Here is a 24,193-nt window from a genome sequence, read left to right on the forward strand (position 1 = left end):
TTCTGGTCTTCTTACTTTGCTCTTTGTGACATTCACTTTCAAGCGCAGTTCTTTCTCTAGAAAATAAGTGACATTTTTCATCACTCTATTTGCAGCTTTCTCTGTTCCTACGAAGATTAAACAGTCATCTGCGTATCTCACAAATGGGAGTCCTCTACTCTCTAGTTCCTTATCAAGTTTATCTAGTATAATGTTCCCTAGTAGCGGAGATAGATTTCCGCCTTGGGGTGTTCCTATTACTGATTCCTTATATTCTTCGTTTATCATGATTCCACTTTGTAGATATTTTCGTATAAGCGATATAACATCTCCATCTTTTATGGTATCTGATACAATCTGTATTAGCTTATCATGATTCACTTTGTCAAAGAATTTCTCTAGGTCAATATCTACTATCCATTCTCGATATTGATTCATGTACTCCAATGCTTTTTCGATTGCCATATGCGCACTTCTCATTGGTCGAAATCCGTAACTTGTTTCACTAAACTGCTCTTCATATATCGGTGTTAGTATTTGTGATATCGCTTGTTGTACCATTCTATCTATCACTGTTGGTATCCCCAACATACGTTTCCCTCCAGTTGCTTTTGGTATCTCTACTCGCTTCACTGGTTTTGGTTTGTATGTTCTTGTGCGTATCTCTTCTTTTAACTGTTCTCGATATTCACTCGTCATAACGTTCTTTAGGTCCATGGTTGACATCTTGTCTACCCCATTTGTTCCTTTGTTCTTTACGACTTGTTGAATCGCCTTATCTAGGTTTTCATCACTTAAGATTTCTTCTAGTAATTCCATATTGCATACCTTCCTTTCTTTCGTCATGTATTACCGTGTATCATAGCACATTTGGCTAAACCTAACACTTTTGAGGTAATACTCGCAATTAAATCTTTTGTATACTTCTATACTGTAGTGTCCTTTGCTCATTACGCATTACCGTAACTTCATAGCTACTACTACACTTGCTGACTCCTTACTATTCGTTGTTACTACTATTTCGCTAGTAAGGCCTCCCGGGGTAAGGTCATACATCTTTCCTACCATGTACCTGCCACATTTACGCTCCAAGCATTTCTTTTCTTTCATAGTCTTTTGGATTTGTATTGTTTCGCATACTCGTCCTACTTGCCTCGCCTGATGTGATTCGTGTCCCTCAAGTCGGTATTTCGCCTAGGACTTCCTTCAGATTCCATCTCACGATGGACACCCTTGTCTTCGACTAGTGGTTAGCGACTAAACCTCCACAGTGGACTTTCACCACTTAGATGTATGCCATGCCCGGCACACGAAAAAGGCATATCATTACAAAATGACGTGCCTTCTTGACCCTACGAAAGTTTATAGGTACCCCTTCACCCTACAAAAGTTTAGAGGCTATTTTTTTAATTCCCTATGAAAGTTTAGAGGGCCATAATAAAAAGCAATTGCTATTTTTTATTATTTTCATTCAGATATTGCTCTTCGAGTTCTAAAAGTTTTTTACTTCTACATTTTAATTTTCTTACTGGGATACCGGCATACATCCCCCATGAATCAAGTGATTTTACTATTAAAGACATTGCTCCAACTGAAGTTCCCTCACCAACAACAACCCCCGGTAAGACTACAGAGCTTGCACCAATAAGCGTGTGTTTTTCAAAACAGACTTTTTCAGATTTGACATGTTTAAACTTTTCAGGAACAGTAGGATTTGTTAGATAGTCGCCACTATAATCATCAGATACAGCATATACAGAAACCTTACTAGAAAGACCTGTAAAATCGCATAATTCTATACCTGCATCACCTGCAAATAACGAACACCCTACGGCAATGTGTACATTATTATGTATAACTATTTTTCCAGAAAGTATACTAAATGCATCAATTCTTACATTATTTCCTATTTCTATAGCCTCGGGAGATAATATTATGCTATATGTACTAATAAGTACATTTACCCCTAATGATTTAAATCCCATTTCCCTTAATTCATCTAATTCATAAAATCCTTTTCTCATTTTCTACCTCTCATTTTCTATATTTTACATATAATCATCTATTAAAACATACTTTTAATTAAATCACATATTTTGTCAACAACATCGACACTCAATTCAGCATAAAGAGGTAAGGTCAATATTCTTTCAGCAACATACTTTGCAATTGGGGTATCTTTGGATGAGTATGAATATTTATAGCAATCCATATCATTGATTAGAGGATAAAAATACTTACGTCCAACAATATCGTTTACTTTTAAAAGTTCATAAACATCATCTCTATTGAACCCTAATATTTCCTCATTAAAAAGCACAGGAAAATATGCATAATTAGATTCTATTTGGGGATATTCTTTCATAAGAATAATGCCATCTATATTTGATAAATTACTTTTGTATCTTTCTACAATTCTTTTCCTTTTTAAAATTTCACCGTCTATATGCCTCAAGTTACATACTCCCATCGCAGCTTGAAATTCATTCATCTTTGAATTTGCGCCAATACAATCAACGGTTGTTTCATCACGAATTCCGAAATTCTTTAAACCTGCCAATTTTTCGCCTAGTAAAATTTGATTATAACAAATTGCTCCTCCTTCTATAGTATTGAATACCTTTGTTGCATGGAAACTCAACATTGATAAATCACCATATTCACAAATTCCTTTTCCTTCAACTGTTATTCCAAAAGCATGTGCTGCGTCATATATCACCTTAATATTATTTCTTTTTGCTATTTCATTTATCTTATTCACATCACAAATGTTGCCATAGACATGTACAGGTAGTATCGCTACTGTTTTATCTGTAATCAACGCCTCAATTTTATTAGCATCTATAGTATAGTTATCTTTATTTATATCACAAAATACAGGTTTCAGTCCATTTCTTACAATTGCATGCGTGGTTGACACGAATGTAAAGGGCGTAGTAATTACTTCCCCATCCAATTCAAGAGCTTGAAGAGCAAGTTCAAGCGCCATATGTCCATTTGAAAACAAAGAAACACCATCTACTTTTAGATATTTTTTTAATTTCTCTTCTAACTCTTGATGGTGTTTCCCCATGTTAGTTAGCCAGTGTGAGTCCCATAAATCAGATATTTCGTCAATATACTCTTGGAATTCAGGCATAGAAGATCTCGTTACTAAAATTTTTTCATTCATTATTTTATTCTCCTTTTAAAAATGTATTTTATTAAATAAAAAAACGCTTCAATCCTAAAAATATAGGATAATGTTATAAAAACAAACATTCCAAATATAATTTGCGATATCAATAAGGCCAACGCATTATTTATGAAAAATGTCAGTGGATAGACAACAATAGCCATCAAACAAGAAATAATAAATGGAGGAAAAATATCTTTTATTTGCTCAACGATATTGTAATTGAACAAGTTTTTACTAGGTATAACATTGATAAATAGGCTAACCAATGTTGTTATTAACATACTTAATGCAATTGCAAACACACCAAATGGTACACTAATTAAGAAAATTATTATCCCCATGAACTTCTTCAATATCTCCAATTTCAAATAAATATCACTTCTACCTAAAGCTTTAAACGTGTTTAGGTTTGCTGTAAAGATAGGGTAAAATGAGAAACATAAGCAAAATACTCTTAAATAGGGAACACAAGGCAACCACTTTTCAGTTAAAACGATTTTAACAAGAGGCTCTGCTATAACAACCATACCAATCATCAATGGGAATATCATGTAACTGCTTGTTTTTATTGATCTTCTTGTCATTGACTTAATTTTAGATAAATTATCTTGCTCATTAGAAAGAACTGGTAATAGTATGCTATCAATCGATGCATTGATATTCGTCGCAATGATTGCTGGAAACTTATTTCCTTGATTAAAGCTTGCAAGTGCCACAGGTGAATACCATTTTCCAATAACTAATTGTTGAATATTGTTATATATTGTATCTATAATTGATGACAATAGTAGTTTCCAACCAAAAGAGAGAAGTATTTTTAGTCTTTCAAATGAAAATAACAGTTTAGGCCGCCATTTAACTTTAACCCATAATATCATAGTATCAACCAAGAGATTAAAGATTTGTTGAAATACTAGCGCCCATATACCAAACCCCATATATGCCATAAATACTCCAACAAAAGCTGCACCAACGGTTCCTCCCAAAGTTGAAAAGAAAAAAACCTTAAACATTAGATTCTTTGAAACATAAGCTTGTTGTACATTCTTCAATGCTGCAATAATGATCGTTATTGATAAAACTCTAAGTACCAATGTAAGATCAGCATTATGATAAAAATCCGCAATATAAGGTGATATAAAAAACATTATTAGATATAATAAAACCGAAAAAATGATGTTAAAGAAAAATACACTCGAGAAATCTAAATCATCCGCATCCTTTTTTTGTATTAACGCATTACCCATACCACTATCTACAAAAACTTGTAAAATAGTAATGAATACAGTAATTAATGCGAGTGTACCATAAGTTTCCAAATCTAGAATTCTTGCAAGAATTATAGATACAAAAAACGTCACACCTTGAGCACCACATCTTTCAGCAAATCTCCAAAAAAATCCAGAGATCGTTGCTTGCTTTACATTTGATTTAGACATGAATCCTCCTTTCTATTTTCGAAATACTTTTCCAAAATATGCTATAATCTTTCTTTTGAATCTAAACAGAATTTTTTCATCTTTCCAAATTCCTTTATACTTTTTACTACGTAACATATTGTAATTACCAAGTAATTCATTTTTCTTATAATCATTTTGAAGTATTACTTTTTGAATTAATTCTTCATACATAAACTTTGAATATCTATTTACATCTGTTAACATTTCTATTTTTTTTTCATACACTTTTAAAATGTTCTCTTTATTAACATTTTTTTCTGACCAAGATCCTTTTGCCATTATAGTGTATACAGACATGTTTTTATCTATAAACCTTATTTTCCCATTCAATGAAAGATAGATTGCAAGAGGATAATCACCAATACCAATTTTTTTTTCTATTTCAAAAAATTTCGGACGATTAAATAAAAACTCTCTTCGAAACATTATCGAACTGGTATGGTAAGAATTACCGCCTTCTTTTATGACATCTAAAAATACAAGATCATGATCCCCAGTCGAAGGAAACATTGGTTCATTATCACTCGATTTTAAAGTATTATGAACGCAAGCTACATAATCTTGATTTCTCTCCATAAAATCGTATTGAAGTTGTAATTTATTTTCATCACACCAATAGTCATCTCCCTCACATATACATATATATTTTCCTTGAAGATTAGGAAAAATAAATGTATCAGGTATAAGTATACTTTTTGAATATTGATTTTCTGTTTGAAGAATTGGCTTTATCAAGTTAGGATACTGGCACTGATATTGTTTGATAATTTCTGCAGTTCTATCAGTGGAACAATCATCATGTATGTAAACTTCATATGAAAAATTTGTAATTTGAGATACAAATCCTTCTAAGGTTTTTTTTATATATGTTTCATGATTGAATGCAGTACAATAGATCGAAACTTCTGGATTCTCCTGTGTATACATGATACTACCTCCTCTAAATTAAACTTGATTTATTACTTTTAAATAAATCTCCTCTATTCATATTTAAAAATACTTTTTTTACTTAGAACACTAGAATATAATCAACATATATGAAGTATAGCACATCATCAAGAAAGAGAGAAAATAATACAGCATTAATAGTGTATTTAACAAATAAATAGTCCTTTTGCACGTACTTATGCGCTCTTTATAATATGGTGCAATAGCAAGAACAATAAAAGGCATAAATATTAATACTCTTTTTAATACAGCTATATCAACGATAAATAGGCCTAAACATACTATGCATAGTCCAATAATTAAATTTTTTATATCATAGTCGATATCATTTTTACTTATAAATAATGATTTTAAAAATATTCCACATAAAAAAATAGAAATACAATATATAACAGTGCTATTGAGTGTAAATGAAGAATACAAATATAACCTAACTCTCAATAAAAGAGACCCTATAAATGGTATCCCCTCAAAAGGCAAAGTTATATCTGGATTCAGTTTGAAGAAAACCAATATCAATAGGCCCGTTATGATGACTTTATAATTAATTTTTTTCTTTAGCAACCAAATTACTATAAAAATAACAGAGAAAGAATGTATTCCTAGAGAAATGAGAAATGGTATAAAATAGTATTTTGAATTTTTAAATTTTAAATATAAAGCTAAAGCTATAAATGAAAAACACATAATACTTCTAATTCCATTGATTGAACTAACGAAATCTATTGATACTAAAATATAAACTATTAACATGAATTTATCTAATTTATTTGGGAGGTCAATTTTATCTAATAAAAACACAATTATACCATAGCATATTAATGCACTAACAACCTGTAATGCTTCATTCGGGAATAAACTCATTAGGCAAAATAGCATACTTATAGCTGGGTAACCATTATATTCGCTCATTGAAAAGCCTTTGATCAAACCATTGATTCTATAGTTTTGCAAATCCTTTATATACACATTTATATCATACGTTGGATCAGTAAAAATTATTTTAGAGGTGATAAATGCAAGTAATACAAAAAAGATAGTATAGCAAATGATTTTTTTATTTTTTGTTTCCACACACATTAAAATGTATATCAAGAATACAAAGTTAAGTAATAAGAAAATTTTCATATATCCCCCGCCTCATCATTACTGGTTGTAAAACATTCTATTAATTTTCTTATATCATTTTCTTGGCTTATGTTGTTCAGATTTCTTGTTTTACTAAAACCTTTGATAAAAGAAACCGCATTTTTAATCAAATATTTATCATTCTTAAGTCCAAAGCAATTAAGATTTTCATTTATAAGGTTTTCATCAAAATCTGTAATTAAGTAAGGTATTTTAAAAATCCTAGATTCCTTCAAAACATACGGATTTCCCTCGTAATCTGAAAGCAAAACGAACAAATCTGCTTTTTTAAAAATCGGATATGGATTGTTGATTGATCCCATGAATTTAACACATTTAAGATCCTTTTCTTCTATATACTTTTTATAACTTGGTAAATCAATTCCATCGCCGACAAATACCCAAGAAAATCTATATCCTGATTTTTCTAGATCGTATGCTATTTCTAGCATTCTATCGACCCTCTTTGAAAGATTTGTCATACGACATACCGTTAGTATCCTTAAACCATCCTCAAAAGGGTTCTCTATTGGATATTCCCCTTTATCAAGTACACTATTTATATCGATTATATTCTCTATATAATCAAATTTCTCTCTCATGTCAAAAAATATTTCTTTCAAAACTTTGCAGCCTTCAGATGATACTGCAAATATCTTTGTGAATTTTTTCAAATAACGAAAATCAATTTCATTATCCATTTTGGCTAACCTATAATTAGGGTGAATCCAACAATACCTATTTTTTGCATTGATAAAATTCATATTCAAATATAAATTCAAATGCTCCGACAAGCTAAATACATTGTCATAACTATCAAAAATTTTACACTGATACTTTGCTAAACAACTTAAATATGAGCAATAAAATTTATTTTCATAATCTTTATCAATATGCTTCTTAACAAAATTATACAAAGTCCTTTTGTGTAATATAGAAAAAAACTTATGAGAATTTTTTATAGGAGACATTTTAATATAGTTAAACATCGGAAATTTTATTAATATTTCATTTGGAATCTCGAAATAATAAATATCTATATTTACATTTCTATCTTTTAGAATATTCAAGATATTTACTAAAAATGTCTGAAATCCCCCTGGAACAATATACCCAACAATAAGGGCACTTTTTTCTTTATAAGTTATATTATTCATTATACTACCTCTCTAAATTCAATAATTTCTAAATCTACACATACAATCGACTCAATAGTCCATGATTTGAATTTCTTCTACTCTGACAATTTATTTATTTTTTTTTCTAGATCACTTGCCTGTTTTTCCTCATTGTAATTTATCTCTGCATATTTCAAAGCATTATCCTCAAATAATTTATAATCCAGTGTAAAGAATATTTCAAGTTCCTCTAAAACATTTTTGTTTTCGTAAATCATATATGAAAAATTTGATAGTTCGATAATTGATGATGCTGAAGATGGCCCCATAGCCAAAATGCACTTTCCTAGTTTTGCGAGTTCTGTTATTTTCGTCGAAAAAGAATACTTTATCTTTTCTAAATTTTCTTTTTTATATGATTCAACAAATAATGCATACTTACTTTCATTCAAAATATCTTCTAGTTCAGAAAATGAAACTTTACCTTTATATGCTAGATATCCATTTGTTTGCAATTCCTTTTGTAGTGCTTCCGTAATTCCACCTGAATAAACAAATATCTCATAACATGTATCATATTTTTCGTTATAAGCTTTCAGAGCCTGAGAAAATTTAATTAGTTCTATATCACGTCCATAGTATAAATTACCAGCATAAATAAATGCATTATTTTTATCTCTATTTTCTATTCTTACTTTTGTTATATTTCTCAGTAACTCATTTTTAACATTAAATATTTCTTTATAATATCTACTCATCATTTCAGAAATCGTATAAAAACTTGAAGATAAGTTGATAATCTGTACCTGTTTTTTAAAAATTAGCTTCTTAATCAAATAATCAACTGGATTAATTAATTTCAAATTATTCGTATATACATCAGTGACATATGTTAATAAAGGAAGATTGGTTTTAGCAATTATAAATTTAGCAATATCACACATAAAGAGCGAATCACCCATCAAAAAAAATATTGCGTCAAAATTCAAATTTTCAAGCCATTCCTCTATTTTAAAATACTGATATCTTGATGTTTTCCATAACAGCTCTCTAAGCAAATGCTTTGAAGGACTCTTTTTCTTTATTCTAGAATTACTTTCAAGCACTACCTTCTTAGTATCTTTTTTTTTAAAAACATCTAAATCATTAATACACAGACTTGCAACAACTTTCTCATATGGAGTTGAAGAGGGAATAACATAAAATTGCATTATATTGAATTTGCTTGGATTGAATAATGATAATAATGTTTTACCATTTGAATCCGTTGTGGAAAGTTGATTATTTGATACAATTAAAACATTCTTTTTCATTTACTTCATCCAAACTGTTTTATTCACAATACTATAATAACTTTGAATAATCTTTACTACTTTCACACTAACATTTGTATCTGCATAATCCTCAGCCATAACCACCTCTTCATTATTATTAGCCATAGATACGGCTAATTCAAGTGATTGCTCCATTGTCGTAGATTCTATTCCACCAATGACTACTGTACCTTTATCTAGAACTTCAGGCCGTTCCGTACTCGTTCTAATAAGTACTCCTGGAAAGCCCAACATAGCACTCTCTTCTGATAGGGTTCCACTATCACTCAACACACAGAATGCATTCTTTTGTAGTTTATTATAATCCATAAATCCAAAAGGTTGCATACTTCTTACTAATTCGTGAAACTTGAAATTTCGTTGCTCAATAAACTTTTTACTACGTGGGTGCGTGCTATAAATAACTGGCATTTTATATTTTTCAGCGATTTCATTTATTGATGTCATCAAAGACATGAAATGCTCTTCATTATCAATGTTTTCTTCTCTATGAGCTGATACAAGAATATACTTGTTCTTTTCAAGATTTAGAGTTTCAAGTACATTGCTATCTTCGATTTCTTTTTCATGATTTCTTAATACTTCTCTCATTGGTGATCCAGTAACAAATATTGTTTTGCCATCTATGCCTTCATTAATTAAATATCTTCTTGAATGCTCCGTGTAAGGTAAATTGATATCTGATATATGATCTACAATTTTTCTATTAATCATTTCAGAAACATTCCAATCCCAACATCGGTTACCTGCTTCCATATGAAAAATTGGAACTTTTAAACGTTTTGCACTAATTGCTGATAAAGCACTGTTGGTATCACCTAGCAGTAAAACTGCATCAGGTTCTTCTTGAACCATGATATCATAGGATTTTGCAATAATATTTCCCATTGTTTCTCCTAAAGAATTTCCAACACTTTCAAGATAATAGTCAGGAGCTCTTAAACCTAAATCATCAAAAAATACTTGATTTAAAGTATAGTCGTAATTTTGCCCTGTATGTACTAATATTTGATCAAAATATTTGTCTCCACACTTGATTACAGCACTCAATCGTATAATTTCAGGTCTAGTTCCAATAATTGTCATAAGCTTTAATTTATGCATTTTTCTTCACCTCTTCATAATATGTATCTGGTTTATTAGGATCAAATGTTTCATTTGCCCACATAATAGTGACCATATCTTGTTCACCTAAGTTGATTATGTTATGCGTATAGCCAACTGGTATATCGATTACTTCAAGTTTTTCACCGCTTACTCTATATTCAAAAATTTTTCCTTCATCGATTTTTCTAAACTGTATTAACCCTGTACCACTAACAACAAGAAACTTTTCGTTTTTCGTATGATGCCAATGGTTGCCCTTGGTAATTCCTGGCTTTGAAATATTGACACTAACCTGTCCATACTCCTTAGTTTTTAAAAATTCTGTAAAACTTCCTCTTTCATCTTTATTCATTTTCAAAGTATAAGAAAATTCATTTTCTGGAAGGTAACTTAAATAAGTCGCATACAATTTCTTAGTAAGTTCATCGTTTTGATTTATTACATTTAATGTAACTCTAGAATCTTTGAATGATTTCAACAATGATGCTAAATCGCCCAATGAAATATTGTATGTATTTTTAACACCATAACAATCATCTGAAACTTCAAATGCATCGCCCATCATGCAATGAATGATTTCTTCCACAACATCATCTATATAACATAAAGGTAATTCTACGTTGGGATCATTGATTTGAATGTCTTTCCCATTCGCTATGTTGTAACACCATGTAGCAGTAACACTGTTATAATTAGGTTTACACCATTTTCCGAAAAGGTTTGCGAATCTATATATATATATTTTATTACCATTGTCATTACCAAATGTTTGAAGTAAAGCTTCACCTTCTTTTTTACTTTTTGCATAATCATTGTCTCTTCCAACTTGGATAGATGAAGATAATAAAATTGGAGCTATGTTATTAGCATCATTTAGATAGCTACATAATGTTTCTGCGAAGCCTTTATTCCCGTCGTAAAACTCTGATGGGTCTTGAGGTCTATTTACACCAGCAAGATTAATAACGAAGTCACAGTCTTGACAGAACTTTTTCAAATCTTCTTTTGTATTGTCTATATCATACTCATATACTTCATCGATTAAAATATCATATGTATTGCTTTTACCTGTTTGAATTGCATTAAGAGTAGATACTAAATTCTTTCCTACAAAACCTTTAGAACCAGTAACTAATATCTTCATTACTTAAGACCTCTTTTTTCTAGTTGCTCAACTATATAGGGAACTTCCAATAATTTGGCTTTGACCTTTTCAACGTTCATAAGCGTTGCATTATTTGAATTGAACTGAGTCAATGCCGTCTTTGTATAACTCTCGGAGAAAAATTTATCATAATTTAAATCTCTTTTATCAGCAGGAACTCTATAAAAATCTCCCATATCAATTGCATTTGAACATTCTTCGTCAGTTAATAAAGTCTCATACATTTTTTCACCATGTCGAATGCCAATAACCTTTACTTCTGAATTTGATTTAAATAATTCTTTTGTAGCATTTGCAAGAACCTCAATTGTACAAGCAGGGGCTTTTTGTACAAAGATATCCCCGCTCTCTCCATTTTCAAATGCAAATAATACAAGGTCGACAGCCTCTTCTAAAGTCATTACAAAACGTGTCATAGTTGGATCAGTTACTGTGAGAGGATTTCCTGCATCCAATTGGCTCACAAACAATGGTATTACTGATCCTCTTGAAGCAAGAACATTTCCATATCTTGTACACATAATTGTTGTTCTTTCAGGATCCACTGTTCTAGATTTTGCTACAATTACCTTTTCCATCATTGCTTTACTTGTTCCCATTGCATTCACAGGATATGCTGCTTTATCTGTACTTAAACAAACAACTTTTTTTACATTGCATGCTATAGCTGCAGTTAAAACATTTTCCGTACCTAAAACATTTGTTTTCACTGCTTCAACAGGAAAGAACTCACATGATGGAACCTGCTTTAACGCCGCTGCATGAAAAATATAGTCTACACCATGCATTGCATTTTTTATTGAATCGATGTCACGAACATCTCCTATATAAAATTTAACCTTACTTGCTTCATTAGGATAATTCACTTGTAGCTCGTGACGCATATTGTCTTGTTTTAGTTCATCTCTTGAAAAAATTCGAATTTCTTTAATATCTGTTTCAATAAATTTTTTGAGTACCGCATTACCGAAAGACCCTGTACCACCTGTTATCATTAACACTTTATTTTTAAACATTTTTATCTCCTCCATTTTGAACAAAACTTTCTAATTGTATTACATTTTCAATTACATCAAAATTCTCTTTCAAGCATTTTTTCGCATTCTTACCTTTTTCTATTTGTGATTGTTTATCATTACATATGTTTTTTATAACATTTATCACACCATCTATATCATCACCATTTAACCACCAACCACAATTTGCCTCCTCTATGATCTCTTTAACATCGGTATTTACATCTGTAATCGCAAGTATAGGTTTACTGATTTCCATATAATTCAGCATTTTAGAAGGAATGTTAGGAATTGTAAAACGCGTATCCAAAGAAATAATGCCCACATCTGCTTTTTCTACAAAATTGTCATATTCTTCTTTAGGTAACATACTGTGATACTGCAGATTTTTAAATTTACTTTCTTTAAACAAATAATCTTCGCTACCTTTGCCTATAACTACAAATTTTGCATGAGGATAATTTTCCAGTTTGGTTATTATTGCTAATAGATTTTTTAAACCCTGTGGTTTCCCTAGGTTTCCACCAAATATAAACGTAGTTTCTTCACCAAGTTTTGACTTTACTTCATACTTTCGAATCAGATGAGCATTAGGGAATAACACAAGTTTACTTTTGTCAACTTCTGAATTATGATTAATTATATACTCAATATTTTTCTTTGACATACAGCCTATTTTATCTGAAACAGAATAAAGTCTTGACTCTTTATTCCTAAAAAACTTGTACACTATACTATTTTTTGAAAACATTTCTAAATCTACGGCATTTTGAGGAAATATATCCTTTAAAGCAAGAAACGTTTTACATTTATAATGAGCCTTACACCAACGAATAACCTTTTCAAAAGTTATTGGTGGTGTTGAATATAAGATTAGATCATATTTTTCACTTTTCAAACTACGTTTAATCGCCTTAATCATTTTGTTTTCAAAAGTGATCATGTTAATCCCTTTTACAATTAAGTTTGAAGTAAACTGATTTCCTGTGTTTACATTGAGTAAACTAACGTTACTATCCAACTTTTCTATTAAGTTGTTATTTTCTTTGTTACCACAGGTCACAACAGTTACCCTATGACCTCTTTGTGATAACGTCTTAATCAAATCTGAGTGTACATCTGCATTATCCCATTTGAACCTTATACTTAAGTATAATACATTCATAATAATCAAAATAATCCTTTTATTATATTAATTATTTTATTTTGTTGCTCAAGAGTCATTTTTGTATCACTTGGTAGGCATATTCCTTTTACAAATAAATTTTCGGATACACTTCCATTTTCTAAATGCGAAAAGAATTTACATTTCTTAAAAATGGGTTGTAGATGCATTGGTTTCCAAACAGGTCTAGATTCAATATTTTCGCTTTCTAAAGCCGTAATAATATCATCAGGAGAAACATTTATATCATCATTTATAGTGAAACAACTTAGCCAATGAGTAGGTGTTGTATCTGGAAGTTCCTCCATCATTTTCAATGGCAGCATAGCTAACTCTTGCTTATAAATATCATAAATTTGATTCTTTTTTTTCACTCGTTCATTTAATACCTTAAGTTGTCCTCTACCAATACCAGCACATACATTTGACATTCTGTAATTATAACCAATTTCTTTGTGTTCATAATGTCTTTCATTTTCTCTAGACTGGGTAGCCCATTTAAATGCTAAATTTCTTTCTGCCTGTGTTTTTGTAAACATCATGCCTCCACCCGATGTTGTAATAATTTTATTACCATTGAATGAAATTATACTCATTTCCCCAAAACTACCACATGGTTTTCCTTTATAAGAACAACCTAATGCTTCAGCAGCATCTTCTATAATTGGAACATTATACTCGGTACAAATTGCTTGGATTTCATCCCACTTCGCACTTTGTCCATATAAATCAACGACTATAACTGCTTTTGGTAATTTATGATTTGACATAGCCCATTCCATAGCCTTTTTCAAAGCCACTGGGGACATATTCCATGATTCATCTGAATCTATAAAAACTGGAGTTGCTTTTTCATAACAGATAGGGTTACAACTTGCTGAAAATGTTAATGAAGAACAAAAAACATAATCATTCTCTTTTACACCAAGCAACTTCAAAGCTAAATGTATACCAGCCGTTCCACATGATAGTGCTAATGCGTTTTCCATTCCTAGATAAGATTTCATTTCGGTTTCAAATTCATCAACGTTCTTACCAAGTGGAGCGATCCAATTTGTTTCGAATGCCTCCTCTATGTATTTCATTTCCTCACCACCCATATGTGGTGAAGATAGATATATTCTCTCTTCCATTAACTTTCCTCTCTATTCTTTATTACTCTGGCAGGGACCCCTACCGCAGTACAATTTTTTTGAACTTCTTCTATTACTACAGATCCTGCACCAATGATTACATTTTCATTGATTTTTATTCCTTGTATAACTTTACTACCTGTTCCAATCTCAACAAAATTATTAACATTCACATTTCCTGATAAATTTACACTAGGGTATAATGTACAATAGTCGGATATAATAGCATCGTGCCCTACTGTACAACTTAAGTTAATTATATTGAAATTTCCAATGCTATAATCTATAGTTAATATATTCCCAGCACAAATTATATTTCCGATTCCAAGTGCTTTTTGGCTCCCACTAATTACAGAAGGATCAATTAATGTTGGAAACTTTGCATTACAATTGTAACTTTTTACTTTTTTCACTATTTGATAACGAGTAATTGCGTTTCCAATAGCAACCACAGCACTTACGTCGTTCATATTAGCTATACTCTCTATCTTACCAATAACATTATATCCATAAATAGATGTAGTAACATTAACATTATCATCTAAAAAACCTAATATATTATAATTATTTTGTTTTTCGTTAATTCTTTCGATAAGGAATGCGACTTCTTTTCCAAATCCGCCTGATCCGATAATAACAATATCTTCCATCAACTTTCACTTCCTTTAAATTCTTCCATTGTTACACAAGTACCACTATCTATTCCTTCTTTTTTTATTATACTAAACACAGTCAAAAGGAAAATCCTGAAGTCTAATAAAAATGATAGATTCTCTGTATAATAAATATCTAAAGCAAATTTTTCATTCCATGATAGACTATTTCTACCTTTTACTTGCGCCAAACCTGTCAAACCAGGGCGCACATCATGTCTATGCTTTTGGGAATCACTATACAATGGTAAGTATTTTACTAATAAGGGTCTAGGTCCAATGATGCTCATATCGCCTTTTAGAATGTTTACTAATTCAGGAATTTCATCTAAACTAGTAGATCTCAATAACTTTCCAAATTTATTCAGCCTTATTTCATCAGAACATAAATTACCTAGTTCATCTTTTTCATTTGTCATAGTTCTAAATTTATACATTCTAAATATTTTTTCATTTTTCCCAGGTCGTTCTTGCTTAAAAATGATTGGAGAACCTAATTTTGTTCTAACGAGGATTGCTACAATTAGGAATATAGGTGAGAATATTATCAAAGCAAATAATGAAAGGAATAGATCAAACGTTCGCTTTATAAACACTTTATACATTTTCTTTCTCCATAGTTTGAATTAAGTCTAAAAGTTCCTCTTTTATTTCCAAAACAGCCCCATTAAGCATCACAGTTTTTAAAGCATCCAATTTATCATTAATTTCATCTAAACTAATCTTCATCGCATTATTCTTAAATATCAAATCATTTTTCGTTCTTATAGTAGTTTCTCCGTCAAGACGAAGTTCTTCAAACATCTTCTCTCCAGGACGCAAACCAATTTCTTTTATTTCAATATCTTCGTATGGCTTATAGCCAGACATACGTATCATTTTCTCTGCTAAATCAAGAATCTTTACAGGTTGTCCCATATCGAGCACAAAAATTTCTCCCTTATCCGCATAGAAACCAGCTTGTAATACAAGTTGAGTGGCCTCTGGAATCGTCATGAAATATCGAATAATGCTTTTATCTGTAATAGTGACTGGACCGCCCTCTGCAATTTGCTGTTTAAAAATTGGGATTACGGAACCATTTGAGCCTAACACATTGCCAAAACGTACGGCTGCCATCTTCGTAACACCATTATTACCATTTGCTTGTAAAATTATTTCTGTCATACGTTTTGTTGCCCCCATTACATTGGTAGGATTGACAGCTTTGTCCGTACTAATCATGATGAATCTAGAAACCTTATGTTTAATACACGCATTGATGACATTGTTTGTGCCAAATACATTGTTCTTTATCGCTTCTATAGGACGCGTTTCCATAAGTGGTACATGTTTGTGTGCTGCCGCATGAAACACAACCTCTGGAGCATTCTCTTTGAAAATGTCAAGAATTGCACTATATTCACGAATGCTTGCAATGAGCGACAAGATTTCAATCTTGGGGTTCAATGTTCCATGCTCTCGATTTCGATCGAATTCTTGTTCCAACATGTACAATGAATTCTCATTAATATCCAACATAATTAACTGTTTTGGATTAAACTTGACAATTTGACGACATAACTCGGAGCCGATAGAACCTGCTGCTCCTGTTACTAGAACAACTCTATCCGCGATATAGCTTTTTATCTCTGTTTGATCAAGGTATATTTCTCCTCTACCTAATAGGTCTTCAATACTAATGTTTTCTATAGGATATTTCTTTTTAGAACGATTTTCATCTGACAACAAATAATCTGTATCTTTCATTATTTTCGTCTCTAATTTTGATGCTTGGCATAAATCATAGATTCTACGAACAGCTTCTTTGCTTGCACTTGGCATTGCAATAAATGCAATTTTTATTCCATACTTTGTTACAATTTCAGGAATATCATATGTGTCCCCTAAAACTCTATACCCAGAAACTTCATTACGAGTTTTACGGTCATCTACAAAACCTACAATATTTATACTATAATTATCATTTTGTACTAGTTCTTTCATCAAGATATATCCTGCATCTCCAGCACCAATGATAATAGCCTTATCCAAATCCTTACCATCTGCTTTCATAGTGTATCTTCTATACAATCGATAACACACTCTTGTATTGAACATTAACAATGCAGTCAATAGTCCTCCTGTTGCAATGATACTTAAGTATGAACGACTTAATCCAATAAGCATAGCTCCTAAAAACAACAAAAATGTTGCACAAACAACAGAAACACCAATACGCATTGTTTCTATAGGCCCAACATATTTCCACAAACTTTTGTGAATCTTAAACAGCATAAAAGAAATATAGTATATTATAAAAACAGCAATCATGGCCGAAGCAACTTTTATAATATCCATTTGCTGAAAATTAGGAAATCTAAATTCTATCTTTATCCAGTACGCTAATAGAAAGGATATAAATACTGTACATAAGTCTAAAGCGATTAACATCAATTCTCTATGGTTTAAATAAAATTTGTTTTGAAACATTTTATCTATCACACATCCACTCCCCTTCAATGTAATATTTTACCACATGTAGTCACAAATTTCTAACATATCATTAAAATTATACTAACAAATTATGGTTATTTTCTAATAATTACTAATTTGCCCCAGTATAATATAATAATTAGCATAATTATAGAAAAGAGGATCATTTCCATATATTCAGAAAATGATCCTCTAGGAAATAAATAATTTGAACTATTTGTTCTCATCTACACCTTCTGTTGCGTCTATATCAAATAACGTTTTAAGTGTTAATAATGCTATTTTCACATCAAACATTAGATTATAATTCTCTAAATACATCAAATCGAAAGATAATTTATCATAAGGTGTTGTGTTATATTTCCCCATTACCTGTGCATAGCCAGTAATTCCTGCTTTACCATTAAGTCGAAACTTAAATTCTGGCATAGTTTTATAGTACTCATCTGCAATCTCAGGACGTTCTGGTCTAGGACCAATGATAGTCATATCGCCTTTGATTACATTCAACAATTGTGGCAATTCATCTATCCTACATTTTCTTATGAATTTACCAACTTTTGTAATTCGATCATCATTTTTTTGCATCAATACCGCTTTACCATCTTTTTCAGCATCTATTCTCATACTTCTAAATTTTATGATTTTAAATTCCTTAGCATGCAATGTTAATCGTGTCTGTTTATAAAAAACTGGACCATGATCTTCTGCTTTAATTGCAATTGCCGTAATTAGCATAATTGGTAATGTTACTATAAATATAGGAACACAGATAATCAAATCTACAATTCGTTTTACTAATAGCTGCTCTAATGACAATCCACGATTACGCATTAAATACAATGGTGAATCAAGTAGATTTATCATCGCACTACTCTCTAGGATAATGTCTTCTATTGAAGGAACTAAGTATAATCGTTTGTTATATGTATAGCATGCTCGAATACATTTTCTTTTAATGTCAGGGTCGACACTATCAATAAACACGCCTTCAAAACTTTTTATATGTTCATCGAAATCATACTCATCATTCACTTGTACGATTTCCTTTACATTATACTTTCCTCTATACCTCTTTAGCTTTTTAATGGTTGAACTAGGTTCATCCCCTTGATAAAAGTAGATTATTTTCCTAGCTTTGTATAATTTGTAATACAATCGATTGGAGTATATAGACCAAATTCCTGCGTAAAAGAACTGCACAAATGTGGTAATTACTAAGAACATTGGGTTTGGAAACCCCCTCCAAATCAATGAGATAAATAAGTAGTAGATTGCATTTATAAATAAAATTGAAATTGCATTAGAGTACATCATTTCGCTAATGCGATAGTCCCCTACTTTATATCCTCCGTTGAGCTGCGTAAAAGCAATTAACAAAATTGCATAAACTGCAACAAGCAAAATATCCCCTTTTCTAAAGAAGCCAGTAACCGTCATCAACATTCCAAGATCTGAATAATAGCTATACCATGCATATGCAAACAATGCAATCATTATGCTAAAATTCAAAAAACGTATCAATAAAAGGATTGTTCTTTTAAAATTTAATATATTTTCTTTCATCAAATCACCTACCCTATTATATATTAGTTTATACAAATTGTCTAAAGTTAATTAACAACTTCCTTTTTCCTTTGTTAATACTTATTTTGTAGTATCAAAATATAAAGAAGAAATGTTTCAAATACTTTTTGACGATAGGGTTTATATTTTAAAATATATCGAATTCTTTGTATGAAATTTTTATCTTTTACTGTATTTATAATGATATCCAACTGTTCCATATTTAAAGCATCCATAAATAAATCCAAAAACATTTTATTCTGCGATTTAAAAGATTTTGTTTCACCTTTTTTCATTCTAGCAATCCTGATTTTGATCCAATCTACAATGCCATTTCCGTAACCATACGAATTACCACTATGTTGAATATAGTGAGTATAGACATTGTTATCAAAAATTATATTTCCAAAACAGCAAGCACAGAGGGTGACGAATGAATCATATACATGAATATTTTTATAATCCATTGGTTTATTCAACAATTCTTTCAATTTGAAATTAAGAACTTGTGTATGTCCTGGTAAAATATTCTGAAAAAGCACATTATTCAAACCGAATTCTCGCCTCTTCTGCTGCGTAACACCTAAAACTTCTCCCTCTCCACTTTCCAACTGTGTGCAAGAACCATACAATAACGGAAGATTGTCATTGTATTCCTCAAGCTTTTGATAAGCACTTTCTAATTTGTTAGGAAACCATATATCATCTTGATCACAAAAAGCATAATATTTATAGTTTCCCGCGGTATTTAAAAGTGTTAAAAAACTAGCATTATATCCAACATTTTCACCCTTTATATATGAAAAATTTTCCTTGTGACTAAATTGTTCTAGAATAGCACATGTATTATCTTTAGAGCCATCATCTCTAACTAAAATATCTACTTTATCAATAATTGTCTGTGCATAGATACTTTCTAATTGAGTTTTTAAACTTTTTTCTCCATTATATGTTGAAATAAGTACTAATATCTTGTCTTTCATAGGATGACCTCCAAATAGCTTTATGTTTTATCTATATATTATAGCTTTATTGAGTGAAACAGTAAATAATTATCACAATTCTTTCAAATATCTTCCCAGTGCATCTTGCCAAGTTGTCCTTTGACACCTGTTATTAAAATTTTCATATTGCTCCTCCTCGTATATATAATTGTTTATTAGAAAGATAAAAGAAAAGAGAGTTTACAAATAGATACGGGGGGTCGTTTGATACTTTGAGCGATTCACTTGACCTCAGAAAATCCTAAAACGCTATTTTAATGAATTTGCTAAATCAATCATGCTTGGAAATCTGTTAACTCTTTCCGCATTTTCAAACAAAATTATATCAGGCTTAAATTGTTCAAGCATAGTGGGTAACTTCGTAATATAGTCTCCCCAGACCATCCAAGTCTCATTGAAACTCTCCGCAATATCCTCAATTAAAAAGTTTCCTATATAGCTATCACATACCACCAGAATTTTGAGATCATTCCCTGTTTCAGAATTGACAAAATGACGATTTCTTGGATCTGTGCCAAACTCACCTAACTCTTTTTCACCATTATTATTGATTTCTATGGCCTTTTTATCCTTTATTGAAAAAATATCATTAAAATCCTCTACATGGACGATATTATTAAGAGATGCGCCCGTATCTTGATTTACAATATTGTAATCATCCTTTTCGAGAATATTAACATTAGAATTATTTTTAACAATATCGTCCATCAATCTACGATAACCTAAATAGGCTCCAGTATCGTTCCAATGCGAAGCATCCCCAAATTTACTAAATACTTCTTCTTGATTTTTGCCATCCATTAATGTTTCGTACAAAGAAATGTAATTTATATCTTTTTCTTCCAAAGCCTTTGCCACTTGTTTCGTCTTGCTTAAGTTACCATACTGATTTATACCTTTCATAAACCATTCCGGGTAAATAGAATGCTTGTCGTAACATTGTACGTAATAGGCTTGTATACCTTGTTTCTCAAGATATGTATCAATTGTACTATAACTGTCGGCTATTATATTTAGATCAGCTTCTGTATATAAATTCTTATGTTGATAATCTCGTATCATATCTTTAGTTGCATAATTTAATATCTTATCTTTTCCTAAATAATGATCATTTATACTAACTTTGTCAAATAAATGATAATTAACTGCGGTATTGATTTTAATCATGGAATCTCTAAAACCAATGTTATCTTTTAACCAACTCGAAAATTCACTCTTAATGCCTTTATTTATATCTCCATTCTCATTGAATACCATCGGAAATTCCGCTAAAGGCCTATTCTCTGCTAACGATATTGCTTTTTTCTTATTAGCGAAAACTAGAGGAACTATCGCTATAATCAAAACAACTATAATAAAAAAAACATTTATTTTTTTCTTCATCAGTCAACCTCCTAAAATTGAAAGTAAATAAAGGAATTATACGAAGATGAAACAATACCTATCATGCAAAGCACAAATAGTACAACCAACAATACATTCTCCATAATTAATCGTAACCATCCATCTTTTACATGTTTCTTATAAAAATTTATAAGGTACGGTACACATAATATAATGGCAAGTAGTACAATAAATATATTGAATTTAGATAGAAACCATGTTATATCAAAACCTGGTTTGTCTATTGAACTCATTCCAAACATTGCTTGTATATACTGTAGCGCATGCCACAATCCCTCTGCCCTAAAGAACACCCAACCTACATTAACTACAAATATAGTATATATGTAGCAGCAAAACTTTTGCATCATATTCCCTGTTCCAACTGTATACCCTTTTGAAGATATAAACTTCTCAGCTACGTTAAACACACCGTTCCATAGTCCCCATGCAACAAAGTGCCACGCACTTCCATGCCATAGACCAGTTATTAGAAATACAATGAAAATATTAAAATATACATTTCCTTTTCGGTTTCCTCCTAAAGGGATATAAATATAGTCCTTGAACCATGTGGAAAGAGAAATATGCCATTTTCTCCAAAATTCAGTAATCGACTTCGATGTGTATGGATAATTAAAGTTTTCAAGAAAATGAAAGCCAAACATTCGAGCTAGCCCTATTGCCATATCACTGTAAGCAGAAAAATCAAAATAAATTTGCAAAGTATAAGCGATAGAGCCGAGCCAAGCAACTGCCATAGGCATTTCAGTTAATGGTATAACCCATATAGAGTCCGCTAATGCTCCTAAATTGTTAGCAATAAATACTTTCTTTCCCAACCCTGTAATAAATCGCATAAAACCATATCTCACATCATCTATTTCAATGATCCTATTTTTCAATTCGTTTTTCATATCTATATAACGCACAATAGGACCTGAAAGAACTTGTGGGAAAAACATCATATATAGAATGAAGTCTATAAAATTATTTTCTGCCTCCGTTTTACCTTTATATACGTCTACAAGATAAGAAATTGCCTTGAAAATGAAAAAAGAAATACCAATAGGGATTATGATAGATAATATTTCAAACTTCATACCGAATATTTTATTAAAGTTATCCAAAAAGAAATTCGTGTATTTGAAGTAGCCCAATACCATGACATTAAATATAATACCTATAATTAAAATCTTCTTTGTATGCTTAACTTGCACTACACGTCCCCAAATAAAATTAAGAATTGAAATTACAAGGAATATTATCATCCCTTCGATCCCCGACCAAACATAGAAAAGAAGACTAAACAATAGTAGCCAAATATTTTTAAATCGATCCTTAATCAAAAAATAGCTAATAAATACAAGTGGGAAAAAAACTGTAATAAAAAATAATGTATTGAATTCCATTTTAATCATCCTCTTTCAATATTTTTTTAGATTTACCTTTAATAGTTGACACGTTATTTAATAGTATTGATCATACTCCTTAGACTATTTAAATTGCAAATGTAAATCTTTAAATATCTTTTTCTAAATCTTTTAAATATCTCCCTAGTGCATCTTGCCAAGTAGGCAGATGATGAAATCCATGCTTATCTAATTCTGTTTTATTCATTCTACTATTATTGGGACGTTTTGCCTTTGCAGGAAAAGCGGAACTATCTACTGGTGTAACTTCAACCTCAGACATTCCTGCCTGTTTAAAAATTTCACAAGCAAATTCATACCAACTACTTATCCCTTCATTTGTTGCATGGTAAGTTCCAAATTTATCTGTTTGAATCATATCAACTACAAGTTTTGCTAAATCAAATGTATATGTTGGAGAACCGATTTGATCATCCACAACGCTAACTGCCCCACGTTCTTTTCCTAAACGCAACATTGTTTTAATAAAATTATTCCCATTTTTACCAAATACCCATGCAATACGAATAATAAAATGTTTCTTAAGCTTTTCTACTGCTAATTCTCCCTCATATTTTGTTTGACCATATACATTTAATGGATGCCGTTCATCGTATTCATTCCAAGGTGTTTCACCTTTTCCATCAAATACATAATCCGTAGAGAAATACATCATTGGAATATTTAACTGTTCACATACATTCGCAATATTTCGTGTTCCTTCTGCATTCACCTTACGGCATACATCTTCCATATCTTCTGCTTTATCTACTGCGGTCCACGCTGCACAGTGAACAACTGCATCATATTCACCTTCACAAATTACATGATGTACTTGTGAACGGTTTGTAATATCCATTTCATCTATATCCACACCTACCGCTTGAATACCTCTTTTATATGCCTCGTTTACTACATCATAACCAAGCTGCCCTTTGACTCCAGTTACTAAAATTTTCATATTGCTCC

General features: G+C 31.0%; 21 protein-coding genes. All 21 read right to left on the reverse strand.

Going from position 1 to position 24,193, the window contains the following annotated elements; all coding sequences use genetic code 11:
• Positions 1-798 (reverse strand): group II intron reverse transcriptase/maturase (gene ltrA, locus ACWG0P_RS01710; RefSeq protein ID WP_455800202.1); only part of this gene is annotated, 798 nt, incomplete at its 3' end.
• A gap of 632 nt (positions 799-1,430) precedes the next feature.
• Positions 1,431-2,003: an acyltransferase gene (locus ACWG0P_RS01715; protein ID WP_455800203.1), complete on the reverse strand. Its 573-nt coding sequence runs from the start codon at positions 2,001-2,003 to the stop codon at positions 1,431-1,433.
• Between the two features lie 41 nt (positions 2,004-2,044).
• Complete coding sequence (locus tag ACWG0P_RS01720; RefSeq protein WP_455800204.1) at positions 2,045-3,151, reverse strand: DegT/DnrJ/EryC1/StrS family aminotransferase; 1,107 nt, start codon at positions 3,149-3,151, stop codon at positions 2,045-2,047.
• The gene (locus tag ACWG0P_RS01725; RefSeq protein ID WP_455800205.1) at positions 3,151-4,596 is read right to left on the reverse strand and encodes a lipopolysaccharide biosynthesis protein; all 1,446 of its coding nucleotides are present in this window, start codon (positions 4,594-4,596) and stop codon (positions 3,151-3,153) included. Before ACWG0P_RS01725 ends, ACWG0P_RS01720 begins: the two co-directional genes overlap by 1 nt.
• 12 nt (positions 4,597-4,608) lie before the next feature.
• On the reverse strand, positions 4,609-5,544 hold the full coding sequence (locus tag ACWG0P_RS01730; protein WP_455800206.1) for a glycosyltransferase family 2 protein: 936 nt from the start codon (positions 5,542-5,544) through the stop codon (positions 4,609-4,611).
• 90 nt (positions 5,545-5,634) lie between these two features.
• On the reverse strand, positions 5,635-6,693 hold the full coding sequence (locus tag ACWG0P_RS01735) for an EpsG family protein (RefSeq protein ID WP_455800207.1): 1,059 nt from the start codon (positions 6,691-6,693) through the stop codon (positions 5,635-5,637).
• The gene (locus ACWG0P_RS01740; RefSeq protein ID WP_455800208.1) at positions 6,690-7,850 is read right to left on the reverse strand and encodes a glycosyltransferase; all 1,161 of its coding nucleotides are present in this window, start codon (positions 7,848-7,850) and stop codon (positions 6,690-6,692) included. The genes ACWG0P_RS01735 and ACWG0P_RS01740 overlap by 4 nt, the downstream gene beginning before the upstream one ends.
• A gap of 77 nt (positions 7,851-7,927) precedes the next feature.
• A complete protein-coding gene (locus tag ACWG0P_RS01745; protein WP_455800209.1) occupies positions 7,928-9,124 on the reverse strand; it encodes a hypothetical protein in 1,197 nt (398 codons plus the stop codon).
• Positions 9,125-10,249, reverse strand: a complete 1,125-nt coding sequence (wecB, locus tag ACWG0P_RS01750) for a non-hydrolyzing UDP-N-acetylglucosamine 2-epimerase (RefSeq protein WP_455800210.1) — start codon at positions 10,247-10,249, stop codon at positions 9,125-9,127. It lies immediately after the preceding gene.
• Positions 10,242-11,396, reverse strand: coding sequence for a polysaccharide biosynthesis C-terminal domain-containing protein (locus tag ACWG0P_RS01755; RefSeq protein ID WP_455800211.1), 1,155 nt, complete (start codon positions 11,394-11,396; stop codon positions 10,242-10,244). The genes wecB and ACWG0P_RS01755 overlap by 8 nt, the downstream gene beginning before the upstream one ends.
• Positions 11,396-12,439: a polysaccharide biosynthesis protein gene (locus tag ACWG0P_RS01760; protein ID WP_455800487.1), complete on the reverse strand. Its 1,044-nt coding sequence runs from the start codon at positions 12,437-12,439 to the stop codon at positions 11,396-11,398. Before ACWG0P_RS01760 ends, ACWG0P_RS01755 begins: the two co-directional genes overlap by 1 nt.
• Positions 12,426-13,598, reverse strand: coding sequence for a glycosyltransferase family 4 protein (locus ACWG0P_RS01765; protein WP_455800212.1), 1,173 nt, complete (start codon positions 13,596-13,598; stop codon positions 12,426-12,428). Before ACWG0P_RS01765 ends, ACWG0P_RS01760 begins: the two co-directional genes overlap by 14 nt.
• A gap of 5 nt (positions 13,599-13,603) precedes the next feature.
• On the reverse strand, positions 13,604-14,731 hold the full coding sequence (locus ACWG0P_RS01770) for a DegT/DnrJ/EryC1/StrS family aminotransferase (protein ID WP_455800213.1): 1,128 nt from the start codon (positions 14,729-14,731) through the stop codon (positions 13,604-13,606).
• On the reverse strand, positions 14,731-15,381 hold the full coding sequence (locus ACWG0P_RS01775) for an acetyltransferase (RefSeq protein WP_455800214.1): 651 nt from the start codon (positions 15,379-15,381) through the stop codon (positions 14,731-14,733). The genes ACWG0P_RS01770 and ACWG0P_RS01775 overlap by 1 nt, the downstream gene beginning before the upstream one ends.
• Complete coding sequence (locus ACWG0P_RS01780) at positions 15,381-15,989, reverse strand: sugar transferase (protein WP_455800215.1); 609 nt, start codon at positions 15,987-15,989, stop codon at positions 15,381-15,383. Before ACWG0P_RS01780 ends, ACWG0P_RS01775 begins: the two co-directional genes overlap by 1 nt.
• Positions 15,982-17,868, reverse strand: a complete 1,887-nt coding sequence (locus ACWG0P_RS01785) for a polysaccharide biosynthesis protein (protein WP_455800216.1) — start codon at positions 17,866-17,868, stop codon at positions 15,982-15,984. Before ACWG0P_RS01785 ends, ACWG0P_RS01780 begins: the two co-directional genes overlap by 8 nt.
• Positions 17,869-18,072: 204 nt before the next feature.
• Positions 18,073-19,425, reverse strand: a complete 1,353-nt coding sequence (locus tag ACWG0P_RS01790; RefSeq protein WP_455800217.1) for an exopolysaccharide biosynthesis polyprenyl glycosylphosphotransferase — start codon at positions 19,423-19,425, stop codon at positions 18,073-18,075.
• 74 nt (positions 19,426-19,499) lie between these two features.
• A complete protein-coding gene (locus ACWG0P_RS01795; protein ID WP_455800218.1) occupies positions 19,500-20,408 on the reverse strand; it encodes a glycosyltransferase in 909 nt (302 codons plus the stop codon).
• Positions 20,409-20,678: 270 nt separating this feature from the next.
• On the reverse strand, positions 20,679-21,812 hold the full coding sequence (locus ACWG0P_RS01800; protein ID WP_455800219.1) for an alginate O-acetyltransferase AlgX-related protein: 1,134 nt from the start codon (positions 21,810-21,812) through the stop codon (positions 20,679-20,681).
• Positions 21,813-21,823: 11 nt separating this feature from the next.
• Complete coding sequence (locus tag ACWG0P_RS01805; protein WP_455800220.1) at positions 21,824-23,224, reverse strand: MBOAT family O-acyltransferase; 1,401 nt, start codon at positions 23,222-23,224, stop codon at positions 21,824-21,826.
• A gap of 109 nt (positions 23,225-23,333) precedes the next feature.
• On the reverse strand, positions 23,334-24,185 hold the full coding sequence (gene rfbD / locus ACWG0P_RS01810; protein WP_455800221.1) for a dTDP-4-dehydrorhamnose reductase: 852 nt from the start codon (positions 24,183-24,185) through the stop codon (positions 23,334-23,336).
• Positions 24,186-24,193 lie beyond the last annotated feature (8 nt).

This window comes from Amedibacillus sp. YH-ame6 (assembly GCF_053848845.1).

What these genes read in the sequence shown, in the direction of transcription:
- ACWG0P_RS01765 (WP_455800212.1), bottom strand. Translation starts at nt 13,598, where the DNA reads ATGAATGTATTATACTTAAGTATAAGGTTCAAATGGGATAATGCAGAT.
- ACWG0P_RS01780 (WP_455800215.1), bottom strand. Translation starts at nt 15,989, where the DNA reads ATGTATAAAGTGTTTATAAAGCGAACGTTTGATCTATTCCTTTCATTA.
- ACWG0P_RS01745 (WP_455800209.1), bottom strand. Translation starts at nt 9,124, where the DNA reads ATGAAAAAGAATGTTTTAATTGTATCAAATAATCAACTTTCCACAACG.
- wecB (WP_455800210.1), bottom strand. Translation starts at nt 10,249, where the DNA reads ATGCATAAATTAAAGCTTATGACAATTATTGGAACTAGACCTGAAATT.
- ACWG0P_RS01770 (WP_455800213.1), bottom strand. Translation starts at nt 14,731, where the DNA reads ATGGAAGAGAGAATATATCTATCTTCACCACATATGGGTGGTGAGGAA.
- ACWG0P_RS01735 (WP_455800207.1), bottom strand. Translation starts at nt 6,693, where the DNA reads ATGAAAATTTTCTTATTACTTAACTTTGTATTCTTGATATACATTTTA.
- rfbD (WP_455800221.1), bottom strand. Translation starts at nt 24,185, where the DNA reads ATGAAAATTTTAGTAACTGGAGTCAAAGGGCAGCTTGGTTATGATGTA.
- ACWG0P_RS01715 (WP_455800203.1), bottom strand. Translation starts at nt 2,003, where the DNA reads ATGAGAAAAGGATTTTATGAATTAGATGAATTAAGGGAAATGGGATTT.
- ACWG0P_RS01755 (WP_455800211.1), bottom strand. Translation starts at nt 11,396, where the DNA reads ATGAAGATATTAGTTACTGGTTCTAAAGGTTTTGTAGGAAAGAATTTA.
- ACWG0P_RS01795 (WP_455800218.1), bottom strand. Translation starts at nt 20,408, where the DNA reads ATGAAAGACAAGATATTAGTACTTATTTCAACATATAATGGAGAAAAA.
- ACWG0P_RS01775 (WP_455800214.1), bottom strand. Translation starts at nt 15,381, where the DNA reads ATGGAAGATATTGTTATTATCGGATCAGGCGGATTTGGAAAAGAAGTC.
- ACWG0P_RS01790 (WP_455800217.1), bottom strand. Translation starts at nt 19,425, where the DNA reads ATGAAAGAAAATATATTAAATTTTAAAAGAACAATCCTTTTATTGATA.
- ACWG0P_RS01805 (WP_455800220.1), bottom strand. Translation starts at nt 23,224, where the DNA reads ATGGAATTCAATACATTATTTTTTATTACAGTTTTTTTCCCACTTGTA.
- ACWG0P_RS01725 (WP_455800205.1), bottom strand. Translation starts at nt 4,596, where the DNA reads ATGTCTAAATCAAATGTAAAGCAAGCAACGATCTCTGGATTTTTTTGG.
- ACWG0P_RS01720 (WP_455800204.1), bottom strand. Translation starts at nt 3,151, where the DNA reads ATGAATGAAAAAATTTTAGTAACGAGATCTTCTATGCCTGAATTCCAA.
- ACWG0P_RS01730 (WP_455800206.1), bottom strand. Translation starts at nt 5,544, where the DNA reads ATGTATACACAGGAGAATCCAGAAGTTTCGATCTATTGTACTGCATTC.
- ACWG0P_RS01800 (WP_455800219.1), bottom strand. Translation starts at nt 21,812, where the DNA reads ATGAAGAAAAAAATAAATGTTTTTTTTATTATAGTTGTTTTGATTATA.
- ACWG0P_RS01740 (WP_455800208.1), bottom strand. Translation starts at nt 7,850, where the DNA reads ATGAATAATATAACTTATAAAGAAAAAAGTGCCCTTATTGTTGGGTAT.